The sequence below is a fragment of the Myroides sp. LJL116 genome, from assembly GCF_054871685.1.
The window spans coordinates 1-12,146 of the sequence record NZ_JBTXLR010000003.1 but is presented as its reverse complement, the minus strand read 5'-3'; the positions used below and the strand labels follow the sequence as shown (position 1 = coordinate 12,146).

General features: G+C 32.6%; 18 protein-coding genes. 7 read left to right on the top strand and 11 right to left on the bottom strand.

Annotated elements, in window-relative coordinates:
* Positions 1-10: 10 nt before the first annotated feature.
* Positions 11-970 carry an HK97 family phage prohead protease gene (locus ACYSNM_RS03460; protein WP_461755627.1) on the bottom strand — a complete coding sequence of 320 codons (960 nt, stop codon included), beginning with the start codon at positions 968-970 and terminating at the stop codon, positions 11-13.
* 180 nt (positions 971-1,150) lie between these two features.
* On the opposite strand from ACYSNM_RS03460, the gene ACYSNM_RS03455 reads away from it, so the two are divergent.
* The 7 genes from ACYSNM_RS03455 (at position 1,151) to ACYSNM_RS03425 (ending at position 7,195) form a co-directional block, all read left to right on the top strand.
* A complete protein-coding gene (locus tag ACYSNM_RS03455) occupies positions 1,151-1,612 on the top strand; it encodes a helix-turn-helix domain-containing protein (protein ID WP_461753158.1) in 462 nt (153 codons plus the stop codon).
* The gene (locus ACYSNM_RS03450; protein ID WP_461755626.1) at positions 1,609-3,123 is read left to right on the top strand and encodes a hypothetical protein; all 1,515 of its coding nucleotides are present in this window, start codon (positions 1,609-1,611) and stop codon (positions 3,121-3,123) included. The genes ACYSNM_RS03455 and ACYSNM_RS03450 overlap by 4 nt, the downstream gene beginning before the upstream one ends.
* Before the next feature lies 1 nt (position 3,124).
* On the top strand, positions 3,125-3,544 hold the full coding sequence (locus tag ACYSNM_RS03445; protein ID WP_461755625.1) for a hypothetical protein: 420 nt from the start codon (positions 3,125-3,127) through the stop codon (positions 3,542-3,544).
* Between the two features lie 2 nt (positions 3,545-3,546).
* Positions 3,547-4,839 (top strand): phage portal protein family protein, encoded by a 1,293-nt coding sequence (locus ACYSNM_RS03440; RefSeq protein WP_461755624.1) that lies wholly within the window; start codon positions 3,547-3,549, stop codon positions 4,837-4,839.
* 125 nt (positions 4,840-4,964) lie between these two features.
* Positions 4,965-6,119 (top strand): minor capsid protein, encoded by a 1,155-nt coding sequence (locus ACYSNM_RS03435; RefSeq protein ID WP_461755623.1) that lies wholly within the window; start codon positions 4,965-4,967, stop codon positions 6,117-6,119.
* Between the two features lie 111 nt (positions 6,120-6,230).
* Complete coding sequence (locus ACYSNM_RS03430) at positions 6,231-6,761, top strand: hypothetical protein (RefSeq protein ID WP_461755622.1); 531 nt, start codon at positions 6,231-6,233, stop codon at positions 6,759-6,761.
* Positions 6,762-6,832: 71 nt separating this feature from the next.
* Entirely contained in the window at positions 6,833-7,195 is a 363-nt protein-coding gene (locus ACYSNM_RS03425) for a hypothetical protein (RefSeq protein WP_461755621.1), read from the top strand.
* Positions 7,196-7,506: 311 nt separating this feature from the next.
* On the opposite strand, the gene ACYSNM_RS03420 is transcribed toward ACYSNM_RS03425, so the two are convergent.
* The 10 genes from ACYSNM_RS03420 to ACYSNM_RS03375 form a co-directional block, all read right to left on the bottom strand.
* Positions 7,507-8,028: a hypothetical protein gene (locus tag ACYSNM_RS03420; RefSeq protein ID WP_461755620.1), complete on the bottom strand. Its 522-nt coding sequence runs from the start codon at positions 8,026-8,028 to the stop codon at positions 7,507-7,509.
* Positions 8,028-8,666 (bottom strand): hypothetical protein, encoded by a 639-nt coding sequence (locus ACYSNM_RS03415; protein WP_461755619.1) that lies wholly within the window; start codon positions 8,664-8,666, stop codon positions 8,028-8,030. The genes ACYSNM_RS03420 and ACYSNM_RS03415 overlap by 1 nt, the downstream gene beginning before the upstream one ends.
* Before the next feature lie 98 nt (positions 8,667-8,764).
* The gene (locus ACYSNM_RS03410) at positions 8,765-8,941 is read right to left on the bottom strand and encodes a hypothetical protein (protein WP_461755618.1); all 177 of its coding nucleotides are present in this window, start codon (positions 8,939-8,941) and stop codon (positions 8,765-8,767) included.
* Positions 8,942-9,044: 103 nt separating this feature from the next.
* Positions 9,045-9,482, bottom strand: a complete 438-nt coding sequence (locus tag ACYSNM_RS03405; protein ID WP_461755617.1) for a hypothetical protein — start codon at positions 9,480-9,482, stop codon at positions 9,045-9,047.
* Positions 9,476-9,814, bottom strand: a complete 339-nt coding sequence (locus ACYSNM_RS03400) for a hypothetical protein (RefSeq protein ID WP_461755616.1) — start codon at positions 9,812-9,814, stop codon at positions 9,476-9,478. Before ACYSNM_RS03400 ends, ACYSNM_RS03405 begins: the two co-directional genes overlap by 7 nt.
* 2 nt (positions 9,815-9,816) lie before the next feature.
* Positions 9,817-10,038: a helix-turn-helix transcriptional regulator gene (locus tag ACYSNM_RS03395; RefSeq protein ID WP_461755615.1), complete on the bottom strand. Its 222-nt coding sequence runs from the start codon at positions 10,036-10,038 to the stop codon at positions 9,817-9,819.
* Between the two features lie 226 nt (positions 10,039-10,264).
* Positions 10,265-10,693 (bottom strand): hypothetical protein, encoded by a 429-nt coding sequence (locus tag ACYSNM_RS03390; protein ID WP_461755614.1) that lies wholly within the window; start codon positions 10,691-10,693, stop codon positions 10,265-10,267.
* The gene (locus tag ACYSNM_RS03385) at positions 10,656-10,970 is read right to left on the bottom strand and encodes a hypothetical protein (protein WP_461755613.1); all 315 of its coding nucleotides are present in this window, start codon (positions 10,968-10,970) and stop codon (positions 10,656-10,658) included. Before ACYSNM_RS03385 ends, ACYSNM_RS03390 begins: the two co-directional genes overlap by 38 nt.
* A 2-nt stretch (positions 10,971-10,972) precedes the next feature.
* Positions 10,973-11,185, bottom strand: a complete 213-nt coding sequence (locus ACYSNM_RS03380; RefSeq protein ID WP_461755612.1) for a hypothetical protein — start codon at positions 11,183-11,185, stop codon at positions 10,973-10,975.
* A gap of 2 nt (positions 11,186-11,187) precedes the next feature.
* Complete coding sequence (locus tag ACYSNM_RS03375) at positions 11,188-11,853, bottom strand: hypothetical protein (RefSeq protein WP_461755611.1); 666 nt, start codon at positions 11,851-11,853, stop codon at positions 11,188-11,190.
* Between the last annotated feature and the right edge of the window lie 293 nt (positions 11,854-12,146).

The window sequence follows — 12,146 nt, the reverse complement described above, 5'->3', positions numbered from 1 at the left end:
TTGTATTTAATTATTGATTAGGTTCTTTTCCAAAATGCATTTTAAAACGCTCTTTAAAATACTCTGGGTGATCTGATTTAAGAGTCATTAAATACCCTCCTTTATCCAATTCACTCCAACTCATTTTATCAAATGAGGATAATGTAGCTTGTTTTGTCTCTAGCTTATCAGCAATGTTCTTACGTTTTGGTAATGCCTTTAATAACTTTGTACCTTGGGCAAACCCTGAAGTAGCTACCATTTCCTCAATTGGTTTACGTCCTTGTTCATCAAGTCTACCATCCTTGACTGCGGATTCAAGCTCTTGATCGAACTCAGCCTTAAGTTGAAGCTCTTTCTCTTGAACTAATTTTTCGTTTGCTGATTTTAAGGCAATTACTTCTTGTCCTTTAGCTGTTAGTTTTAACTCTAAATCTTTTACTGCGCCTAAGACATCTGTTTCGGACGCGCTATCACTTAATTGTAGGTGTTTAATTACTTCCTTCATTACTTGTGGTTTATTTATGGTTCTATTTTGTGCAGATAAACACAACTCATTTATTTGTTCTTTACTCAGTGCTTTTCCTTTTTGATCATATAGAACTATAGTATTAGCATTGGATGGAACTGCTACGAAACTAATCTCCTTTAATTCACATTTAATCAAGACTAATTCCCCATCTATCAGGACAAAGTCTTCATCTCTAAAGTCGAATCCCATCGAGGTTCCTACAATAACTCCAGCGTTAATCTTTCGGATTACCTCTAACCCATCTTTATCTTGAGTGTCAAATTCAGGAGTACCTGTGAACAGGTGTCCTTTGAATTTTAAGTCCTTCCAAAGCCCTAATACATCTTTTGTATTATTCTTATGATCATTTAAGCAAATAGGATTACCCATGAATCTTTCTAGGGATATTCCTGTATTAAGGATTTTAAACCCATAATTATTTATTTTATTCTCGTCATTTAAGACATACGGCTTGCTCATCTCTTTTGTCTTTTCCCTTGTTTGTTGATGCAAATATTTAGCGAAAAAAACACTCTCAAAAGTTGGCAATCTATGATACCCTAAATCCAAGGGTATCATACTCTGAATATTGGGGTATCATACTTTATCAGCTTTCACACACCTACTTATTACAGCACTTTTGTAAAAAAATAAGAGAGTATGGCAAGAATGACAAAAGAGGAACAGGAGAAAAAAAAGGAACATGCAAAGCTGTTGTACATCAAAGAAAACATCGATTCCCAAAAGGAAATTGCTGATCGCGTTGGAGTCTCTGAACGCACAATTTCTAGATGGATAGATCAAGAAGCTTGGAGAAAGCTTAAAAGAAATATTCTTCTTACTAGAGAAGAACAGATGATCAACCTAATGGATGAACTCGCAGAGATAAACGAATCAATTAAGAACAAGAAAGAAGGAGCACGTTTCGCAGATCACAAAGAAGCTCAGGTTCGTCGGCAGCTAGTTAAGGATATCAAAGACCTTGAAACAAAAGCAATGCTTCCAGAGATTATCAATTCACTTACACAGTTCTTAGACTTTGTAAGAAGGCAAGATATTGATGATACTAAGCTGTTAGCAGGTTATGTTGATCACTTTATTAAAGAAAAACTTAGAGGATGATACCAGTAACTAGAATGCAGTCAAGAGAAGATAAGGTCGCACTAGACTTCTGGACCGAATATTACAAGTCTTTACAAAATACAGAAGTTGTAGACTCATCTGAACCTGAAGAAGAAAAAAGAAAGCGTATTAATCGCCTTGAAGCTGACCCTGAAGAGTGGTTTAAATACTATTTCGAAAAGTATTGCACTGCTGAACCAATGCCATTCCATAAGAAATCAACCAAAAGAGTTATAGGTAATCCTGAATGGTACGAAGTACGTCCTTGGTCTAGGGAGATGTCTAAAAGTGGACGAACAATGCTTGAGATGCTATATCTGCATTGCACAGGTAAAAAGCGATTCACGTTCATGATTTCCGCAACTAAAGATGCAGCTGAGAGATTATTAAAACCTTATAAATTGGCTTTTGAAAAAAACCCTAGGCTAAGAAATGATTACGGTGACCAGGTATCTTATGGTAGTTGGACATCAAGCGATTTTACAACAAAAATGGGTTCAAGGTTTATTGCTGTAGGTGCAGGACAAGCCCCACGTGGTGCAAGGGAGGAAGAGTTAAGACCTGACTCTATTATTATGGATGACTTTGATACAGATGAGGAATGTCGCAACCCTGATTTGATTGATAATAAATGGAAGTGGTTTGAACAAGCTGTGTATGGTACCAGGTCTATTTCTAATCCAATGTTAGTTATTTTCAATGGAAACATAATAGCAGAAAACTGCTGTATTAAAAAAGCCATGGAAGTAGCTGACTTCTTTGAAATAGTTAACATCAGGGATAAAGATGGGAAAAGTAGTTGGCCCACAAAAAATACTGAAGAAATGATTGACAGGGCTCTTTCCAAAATATCTAAAGAAAGTGCCCAAAAGGAATACTACAACAACCCAATAATTATGGGTAAGGTGTTTGAAAAACTAAGGTATGGTAAAATGCGCCCCATCAAAGATTACAAGTGGTTAATCGCATATACAGATCCAAGTTACAAGAAAAATGGAGATACAAAAGCTACTGCCCTCATTGGTAAATGGAAAGATGAATATCATGTTTTAAGAATGTATTGTGGACATGTGAGTACTGCACAAATGCTAGATTGGCAATATGATATTCTAAACTATGTAAACGATAGGGTTCCTGTGTATTTTATTATTGAGTGGCCATGGATTGATGACATGTTAAAACAAGAAATTAAACTAGCTAATAAAAGACATGGCATCACCCTAGCACTAAAAGCAGATGATCGTAAAAAACCAGAGAAATACTATCGAATAGAAGCAAACCTAGAGCCTTTAAACCGAAATGGCAAGCTAATATTTAACGAAGCCATTAAAGACACTGATGGGATGAAAGAAACGGAATTTCAATTTCTAGCCTTATCACCTAAATCAAGAGCTCATGATGATGCCCCTGATGGAGTTGAAGGTGGTGTTTGGAGTGCTAACAATAAAGCAAAGCAAAGTGTAGGTCCTCCTAAAATTTACAAACCAGCACAGAACCAAAAACGATATTAAAATGTATAAAGAATATTTAACTATTGAAGAGTTTAAAACTCATGCCAGAAGTGAAGAAATAAATGCCATAATTCTTGGAGATGAAACAATAGCATTAGCATCCATTGATATTGCTATTGAATTTGTTTCGAGTAAACTGATGAAGCAATATGATACAGATAAGATATTTTCAGAAATAGGAAACAAGCGAAACCCTTTAGTTCTTAAGGTTGTTAAGGATATTGCCCTTTGGGAACTTATTGGTTTAAGTAATCCTTCGATTGACTATAATGACAAGAAATTTAGATACGAAGAATCTGTTTCCTGGTTAACTGCAGTATATAAAGGGATGCCTACCAAATTACCTAGAATTGAAGAGCCTGAAGATAGATCAAGTTCTTTTTCTTGGAATTCAAATCCTAAACGAACTAATCATTACTAATTATGGCACGTACATTAAAGAATAAAAGGAACAAACTATACGGTAAAAGTTTAAAAATAAGTCAAACATTAATAGTAAAACCCCCTCAAAGGAATATTACTGGTATTGATCGATGGAAAAGCGCAATGCAACAGGCAGACAGAGGCAGAAGAGCAAATCTAATCGAATTATATGATAACCTATTAATTGATACTGTTCTTTCAGATGCAGTAGGTAAAAGGATTCGAGCAATCACTAATAGTGATATTGTATTTCAAAAAAATGGTAAAGAGATTGAACCGATAATGGACTTAATCGACACGCCAGCATTTGAAGAACTATTAGAAGAGTGTATGAAGACTAAGTTCTATGGCAAGTCAATCATTGAGCTTGATTTCACAACAGGATTTAAAATTACTTCTATCGATAGAAGACACCTAAACACTGAAACAAAACAAATACTAGTTAATCAATACGATACTAATGGTGTTAGTTACTCTGAGCACAATGATTTCATCTTAAATCTAGGAAAGGATAATGACTTAGGTATATTTCTAAACACTGCCCCACATGCTATTTTTAAGAGAAATGGTGGAGCAGACTACGCTCAATTTTGTGAGTTATTTGGAATACCAATGCTTGCAGGGTTATACGACCCAAACGACGAGGCGGGTCGTCAAGAAATGGAAAATGCCTTTGCAAATCGTGGTTCTGGAGGCTCAGTTGTTATGAGTAAAGAATCAGACATCAAAACAATTGGAAACTCACAGTCAGGAAATGTAGATATACATGACCGTTTCTTAAAGAGATGTGATGAACAGATACTAATTGGTATTGTTGGGCAAACAATGACAACCCTTGATGGTTCATCCTATTCTCAAGGGAAAGTTCATGCCGATGTAGAGAATGAAATAAATAAAGCAGATAGAAGATTTATTCAAAGAATCTTAAATTTTGAATTATTACCAAGATTAGCAAAAAGAGGGTACCCTGTGGAAGGTGGCTGGTTCTCGTTTCCTGAAAAAGAAAAAGCTCTATCAAAAAAAGAACAACTAGAAATTGCTATTGAAGTTGACAATAGAACTGAATATGGTATAGATGAAAAGTATTGGTATGAAAATTTTGGACTTCCTAAAGGTAGTCTTAAAAAGGAAAAAGCTCCTAAAGTTCTTATTGAAAAAGAAGAGCAAGAAACTGATACAGAAGAAATATCCAAAACTTCGAAAAAAACGAATAAACAAACCCTTAGTTCTAAAAAGATAAACTATAGTTTTTGGAGAAAAGTGGTTGATTTTTTTCAGCGAGCTCCTCGATAGAACTCAAACTATACGAGGAGCTTGATTGGAAAGCTCTTAATGAGAAATACAGTAATACTTGTACACATTCGCATACCCTATCTGCTAAGGAACCTGATTGGGCTGATAAATTAGCAGCTCAGTGGATGGATGTCGTAACAGGGGTATATAAGGCAAAGGGAGTTGAAAAAGATTATATCTCTAAGCCTGTTGTTCAGGCACAAGGAAAGGAGTTCTCTAAAGCAATTGATACCGAGTTCGGACTGATTGATTTTAATTCCCCTGATTATGTACTTCGAGAGACATTGAAGAAGAATACATGGGATTTCTCTATAGCTAAGAACTATAACGATAACATCAAGTTAAATAATCTATTATTAAATCCTGATGGATCTTTACGTTCATGGAATGACTTTAAACATGAAGCTCAAAAGGTTGTGGGAGACTCTATAAAGTATTTAAAAACGGAATATGACACTATAGTTGCTTCTGCTCAGATGTCTCGTATATGGCAAGATTTACAGCGTACAAAGGATATATTTCCCTTTGTGCAGATAATTGTGGTGAAAGATGGTCGCACGTCAGATACTTGTGAGTCACTTGCTGATGTGATATTTAATGTTGATGATCCATCACTTATGTATTACTGGCCTCCTAATCATTTTAATTGTAGAACTACAATTAAAAAGTTGCGTTATGGTGTACCTACTGCAAAGTATGATCTGCCGGATATACCTGAAGAGTTTAGAAACAACGTAGGAGTTACAGGACAAGTATTTACTGCTGAGAATAGTTATATATCAAATACACCTAAAGAAGTATTACTGCTTTCAGATTCTTTTTATAAAGCACAAAATGAATATGACAAGTACAATACTCCTGAGTATTACGATGTAGAGTTGAGTACTTCCAATGGAGTAAAAGCTATTCATAAAGGACACACATTTGACCCTAGAACAGGTCATTATGAAAAAGAGATTCAAAATATTCTTTATGAGAAAGGCAATAGAATTATACTGACAGATGAAAGCTCTGATGTACCAGGAAAGAAAGTTGATGGAATACTAAATGAACAGACTTTTGACATTAGTAGTATTTTAGGTGAAGGAAAAAACACTATTAAAAGAGCATTCCAGCATAGTGAAGCTAAAAAAGCAGAAGTAGCTATTATTCATTTCCCTATTACATCTAATTATTCTAAAAGTAGAGTAATACAAGGTATACGGATGTATCAAGGACAAACCAAATATCGTTTTAAAGCAATTATTATTGTTGTAGATGGAAATTACTTCTACATATAAAAAAAGCACTCTAAAATTAATTAGAATGCTTTGGCACAATGGGAGGCCTTACCCTGTCCCTCTGTGGTACAAATATACAAATTATTTAAACACCTTTTAAAAAATATTTAAATGGCTAAAAAATCAGCAGATCAGTTTGCTAAAATTCAAAATCGACTTGCTAGTACTTTGAGATCCTTACCTGAAATAATAGGTAATGAAGTTGTTAATTTCTCTTTGAATAGTTTTGAACAAGAAGCCTGGAGTGGAGATAGTCAAGAAGTATGGCCAAAAAGAAAGAATCCAACTAAATGGGGGATAAAAAGTGATACAGATAGAGCATTATTAGTTAAAACAGGAAAGCTTAAAAGATCCATACGAATCACAAGGCTAATAGAAAACCGCGTATTTGTAGGAGCTGGTGGTCCTGATATACCTTATGCTAAAGCTCATAACTATGGATTCAAGGGCTCAGTTAATCAAAAAGTTAGATCTTACAAAAGGAAGGTTCAAGGAAAAACAATTGATATTAAAGAACATAGTAGAACAATTAATCAAAATATTCCTAAAAGACAATTTATAGGAGGCGAAAAGGATTCACCTTATTTAAAAGCAAGACTTAGACGAGTAGCAATCGCTGAACTAAGAAAGATATTCAAATAACAATGGAAAAATTATATTTAAAACTTCAGGAGCTCCTATCACAAGTAGGCATAGAATATATTGATCTAGATATGGGACAACTAAATGAAGAGGTCCCACCATTAACTTATCCCGCTTGCCTTATCGACATATCATTACCAGATTGTAGCGATATACATTTAGACATACAATCAGTAAAGGCATTATTTACTATAAAAGTAATAACAAAAGCTTTAGGAGAAACAAATTCATTGACTCCGATTGGAGTTAGAGAAAAATCACTTGATTATTTGCGTCTTCAAGATAAAGTATATGAAAAACTACAGGGATACAATGATGAAAGTTTTTATTCTTTTAGTCGAAAGAGTGTTCAACCATCTAGTATTAGAAAAGGTTTAAAGATATCTGTCCTGACCTTTGAGACATCTTACCATGATTATACTGCCAGTTCATAGAGGGATAAGTATCCCTGAGGTCATTCACGGTAATGGATTTTAGTTCTATAGCTGTAATTTGATCTGATTGCTGGGCAAGTAAATCTGCTATTCTTGACTGTGATATAAAAAACTCTGACTCTAGCAGTTCTAACACTCTAGAGAATTTAAGATCATTAAGAGTAGAATAGAAGTAGAAGCGAGCAACCAATTGTTGGTTTCGCCTCTGTATTAGACCCTCATTTCGGCCCTTCTTCACATTATGTACTAACATACTACTCATAGCACAAAAATAACAAACCCCGACATGTTAAACAAGTCGGGGTTTGTTATTAAAAATCACTATCAGATTGTTTATACATAGATTGTATAAAGCTGTCTTGATACATTTTTAAATCATTAAAAGCTTCAATAGAGCCTGAATCAACATTGTCGAGCATTGATGGAACTAGAGGTATTCTTATAGAAGTTAAGAAGCTCTTTTCAAGATCACTAAAAATAAGTCTATATTTTCCATCTTTCACTATTATTTTTCCAATAAAATAAACAGTCACTACTCCATGTCTATTGTAAATTTTCTTTTTCCTTATTTCTTCTATAACTACATAGCTTTCCGATTTAGCACTAAAAAGGATTTCTCCACTAGATTCATCCTTACTTAAAATTTCTGTGTTTGCATCTCTATTTTTAGACACTACCCAATCTAATGCATTACTATACAATATCTCTTTGTCATGAATAGTTTTTACTATTGTATCTAGCTTATACATTCCAGAAATTTCATCTCTTGTTAGTTTTTGGCTATAAGATTTTATACTGAATAGCACTAAACTAAAGAAAAAAAATAGTCTCATTAATTACTGTTTATTGTTATTGAAATATCTCTTTGTATTTTTTCAGGATTATCAAATAAAACATTTTGGTCGATTTCTCGATGCTTTTCTTCAATGAAATATATTATGTTTTTTAAATCCCTTCTTAAATCATATAAATCAATTGAAATTTTTTTATGATCATTTTTTATTTTTTCAATTGTAGTAAGAGTAAGGCCAATGATATTATATTTATTATAAAAACTATCAATACTTTTATTAAGCACAGGAGACCATTGATATGATTTTCCAGAAATAAAACCTGTAGTTATGATAACTAAATGTCCAACTAATTTATCTTCCTCATTAAAATAGACACCTTGTTCATTTGCTTTACAGAAACTTAAACTCCCAAAATACTGTCCATTGATTTTATTAAATTCTTCTATTCTTTCTTCCAAATGATGAAATGTGTTCCTAATTGATCTAGGGCTTCTATTTAATTCCGACTCTTGATTATAATAAGCAACAGATATCTTATCCAGTAAGCTATATATTTTATCGGCATAATCAATAATATTCCATGCGAAACTTAGTAAAACAGAGTGATCTTGATAGGTATCTTCTTCTAATTTTTTCTTTATATTTTCATGTATAGAGTCATAATTAAAATCTATCACTTTATAATATGAGATTATCAATGAAATTTCTTCTAAGTAATAATAATCCAACTTAGAGTTTCTATAAAATAAGCAAGATTCAGAGTTTAATAACATAATTAGTCTATAAATTTAATTAAATCAAAAGGAACCTCTATTATAAATCCTTCATTATCTTCTATTAATCCGAAAGAAATATCGCTACCTATCTTGTCTTTTTTAATAATCCACTGATGAAAAAAACCCTCAAATATTGATCCTTTATTTGAGTATTCTATTTTACGTAATGTATTCATATAATAAAAAATATAAGTTATTTCTCAAAAATAAACATAAAATCCTTGACAAGGTTATAAAAGCAAAAAAGAGTTAACCACATAAGCAGCTAACTCTTATTTATTAATACTCATTCTCGAAGTACCTGCCATTAATATAACGGCTCAAATGAGCTTTACCAATCTTCTTTGAAGCTAAATACTCCTCGTATGGCTTAAGCCCCTGAAAACACTTTAAAATATCAATTTCTGAAAGCTTATTATAAGCTTTTATTGCATCTTGTTTTGAAACTTTATATCCATACATTTCCCATAAAGCCTCAAAACTCAAATCTGCTGGAGCTTTTTCAACTTTAAACTTCTTTCTCATTTTAAGGTCTTGTACCCAGTTCTTCTTTAAACTATCCTCAGTCTCTGGAAAACGTGAACTATATAACCATGTGATTTGGGCTTCATTAAGTAATTGATTCTTTTCGAAAGCTACTAAGACACCATTCAAATCGTACTTAAATATAAACTCAAGGCCAATATCTAACCCTTTTACCTTATATATTGTTAGCATAACTTTTGATCTAATTGATTAACAACTTTGTTTAAAAGGGTAAAATGCAGGTGGTTTTCCGTTTCTACATATGGTATTATAACAAGCAATAATTCTTTGAATGCATATGCCTGGTAATATTTTAATTTTACTGAATGATTCTTTTTTGCATTGAACAGATCTGACTGCCTAGATATCTTCTTAAACATGTTGTCAAACCTATCAGTTAACTCATATCCAATAGTCACCCATACTTTTGATAAGCCACTTTCTACCTTTAATTGGTTTACATTAGAAAACCATCTAGATAGGGCCCATAATGTATCGTTATTTATCTTTAGTTTAATATCCATAATTAAGATTGTTTATTCCTTTTTCTTAAATCTTCCTTTACTAAATCATCTATAGTTACTCCTAGATAATCACTGATCTTTACTAAGAGCCATAAAGGAGGTTCTGATGCCCCTTCTTCATATTTAGCATATCGTACACGGGTAATATCTAATTTTTCTGCGAGTTCCTTTTGTGATAATTCGAGTCTATACCTCTCACATCGTAAATTAAAAGCTAACCTCATGTCTCAACTATTCTATTTATAACACTACCGCATTGATCACATACAACTATTACCTGTTCAACGGTACAAGCTCTTTCCAAGACTACTCCATATTTCACTCCTGTATGCTTACAATTTTTCTTATTTACTAATCTAATTTGAAGACATCGTATAACTAGAACCGCTATAATAAATAAGATAATAAACACCCCTATAGAGAAGGAGATCCAGTGTAATATATTTTGAACTACTTCCATTTCTTTTGTACCATTTTTTCTAAAGCCGATATTACTCTACTAAGCTCTAATTGATTCATTTTTTTCAAAGGCTTCTGAACTGGACTTCTATCACTTTTAAGCCATTGACCTAATTTATTAATATCAGCTACATCTCTACCTTTTACTTCTGTAACCATACCAAGCTGTCTTAATAGACTTAATATATACTTATGTTTAGAGTTGTTATTATCGAAGTACCCCCAACTATTATCGGCATTAGCTTTAACACTTTTTGCTCCTTGAGCTACAAGTATTTTATTTGCTTGATCAAAAGACAAGTCATTTAGACTTGTCTTATTATTATCTGAAGTAGCCCATTGGACTAGCTCCTCTTTTATATTCACATCGAACTTACAGTTCTTACGAATAGCTCTCTTCTGTTCTTTTGTTGCTGTCATAACTTTCAAAATAATTTTCTAATGGACACTTGATTGGAATTGGAATACTAACTTTGTAATGCTTTATTTCACCATGGAATGTCATTAATAAAAAATCCTCAGGATGATCATCTACGTCTTCTTCATTTTCTTTATCAATGGATTCATTTTGTTCCTGAATAGTATGGTAAACACATATTGCACAATAAATTTCATCCCCTTTATAAGACTTCATTAATACTTTATACTCACACTCGTTACAATCCTTAATAACTTTAGCTATTTTTATTACACTCATACCTAAGAATTTTTAATAGAATCATAAAAGTGTAATGCTTTAGATATTTTTGTAGCTGTTTCTTTAGCATGTTGTTTAGCTTTTATTGGTTCTCCAAGAGCTATAAACACAACTGAAACAGGTGTTTTATTCATATCATTTTTCTTAATTAAATATGCCCCGTAACCTGTCCAGCTTATTGGATCATATTCAACTATATACTTTTTCTTTGCCATACCTATCTAATTGAAAAACTAAACTCCATTCTTTTTTCTATTCCTGGTTCAAACTCTACCATTTTATAGCCTCTGGCATACATGCTAGTTCTAATATCTACTATAGCATTTTCAATGATATCCATTCCCTCATTAAAGAGGGGTGATTTAGCAACATCCCTTTTCTCATTTAACTTACGCACTAGTTTAGGATTATAATTACCCTGAACATCTGTCTTTAAAAATGTATTTAAGAAAGACATCATTATTTGCTCATTTTCATCATCACTTGCCAAAGAGCTCATATATTCTTTAATCTTGACTATCCCTTCAGACTCAGTTCCATCGAAAGAAGGTTTAATATTCCAACCTATTTTAATAGATGCAGATCCATCTTTCTTAGTAAAAGTATGTGAATCCTGGTCTCTTTTCTTATTCCCATAAGTTTCAACTCTAGAGTCGATAATAGAGTTTGCATCATTAAATAAATGAATAATTGCATCATTTGAAAGTGATTGAATATTTACAAATTTATCTATATGAGTATCTACAATTCCTTCTGTTAAATCAGCAAGTATAGCAATGTTGTTTTTTCTCTGTTCAGCTTCTTTTAATTGTTTTTCTAATAATTGACGCTCTAATTCTTTGATTTCTGATAGACTTAAGTCTGTTAATTTTATCTGTTGCATATCTGTTTTTTTAAATGTGTTATTACTAATTGTTGGATTGGATCTACATATTGTAATCGGTAAATAAGAATACACAATTTTTGGCAATTAGAAATGCAGCATTTTTGGCAACAAGACTGCACAACTTTTGCAAGAATAATTACATAGTTCATCTTTTGGGGCTTACGCCCCAAAAGAAAATATAATCTTTGTTTTAAACCAAAAAGACAAAGAAAATATGAACCAATATTATTCTAAAATTATTATGTACAAAGAAGTTCATCAAATGAAACGAGAAGGATTTTCCATCCGTT

Bases quoted from the DNA above. Each gene is read 5' to 3' on its own strand.
- ACYSNM_RS03395 (WP_461755615.1), bottom strand. From the start codon at position 10,038: ATGAGGTTAGCTTTTAATTTACGATGTGAGAGGTATAGACTCGAATTA.
- ACYSNM_RS03375 (WP_461755611.1), bottom strand. From the start codon at position 11,853: ATGCAACAGATAAAATTAACAGACTTAAGTCTATCAGAAATCAAAGAA.
- ACYSNM_RS03410 (WP_461755618.1), bottom strand. From the start codon at position 8,941: ATGAATACATTACGTAAAATAGAATACTCAAATAAAGGATCAATATTT.
- ACYSNM_RS03435 (WP_461755623.1), top strand. From the start codon at position 4,965: ATGGATGTCGTAACAGGGGTATATAAGGCAAAGGGAGTTGAAAAAGAT.
- ACYSNM_RS03460 (WP_461755627.1), bottom strand. From the start codon at position 970: ATGAGCAAGCCGTATGTCTTAAATGACGAGAATAAAATAAATAATTAT.
- ACYSNM_RS03445 (WP_461755625.1), top strand. From the start codon at position 3,125: ATGTATAAAGAATATTTAACTATTGAAGAGTTTAAAACTCATGCCAGA.
- ACYSNM_RS03390 (WP_461755614.1), bottom strand. From the start codon at position 10,693: ATGACAGCAACAAAAGAACAGAAGAGAGCTATTCGTAAGAACTGTAAG.
- ACYSNM_RS03400 (WP_461755616.1), bottom strand. From the start codon at position 9,814: ATGGATATTAAACTAAAGATAAATAACGATACATTATGGGCCCTATCT.
- ACYSNM_RS03455 (WP_461753158.1), top strand. From the start codon at position 1,151: ATGGCAAGAATGACAAAAGAGGAACAGGAGAAAAAAAAGGAACATGCA.
- ACYSNM_RS03430 (WP_461755622.1), top strand. From the start codon at position 6,231: ATGGCTAAAAAATCAGCAGATCAGTTTGCTAAAATTCAAAATCGACTT.
- ACYSNM_RS03385 (WP_461755613.1), bottom strand. From the start codon at position 10,970: ATGAGTGTAATAAAAATAGCTAAAGTTATTAAGGATTGTAACGAGTGT.
- ACYSNM_RS03405 (WP_461755617.1), bottom strand. From the start codon at position 9,482: ATGCTAACAATATATAAGGTAAAAGGGTTAGATATTGGCCTTGAGTTT.
- ACYSNM_RS03425 (WP_461755621.1), top strand. From the start codon at position 6,833: ATGGGACAACTAAATGAAGAGGTCCCACCATTAACTTATCCCGCTTGC.
- ACYSNM_RS03450 (WP_461755626.1), top strand. From the start codon at position 1,609: ATGATACCAGTAACTAGAATGCAGTCAAGAGAAGATAAGGTCGCACTA.
- ACYSNM_RS03420 (WP_461755620.1), bottom strand. From the start codon at position 8,028: ATGAGACTATTTTTTTTCTTTAGTTTAGTGCTATTCAGTATAAAATCT.
- ACYSNM_RS03380 (WP_461755612.1), bottom strand. From the start codon at position 11,185: ATGGCAAAGAAAAAGTATATAGTTGAATATGATCCAATAAGCTGGACA.
- ACYSNM_RS03440 (WP_461755624.1), top strand. From the start codon at position 3,547: ATGGCACGTACATTAAAGAATAAAAGGAACAAACTATACGGTAAAAGT.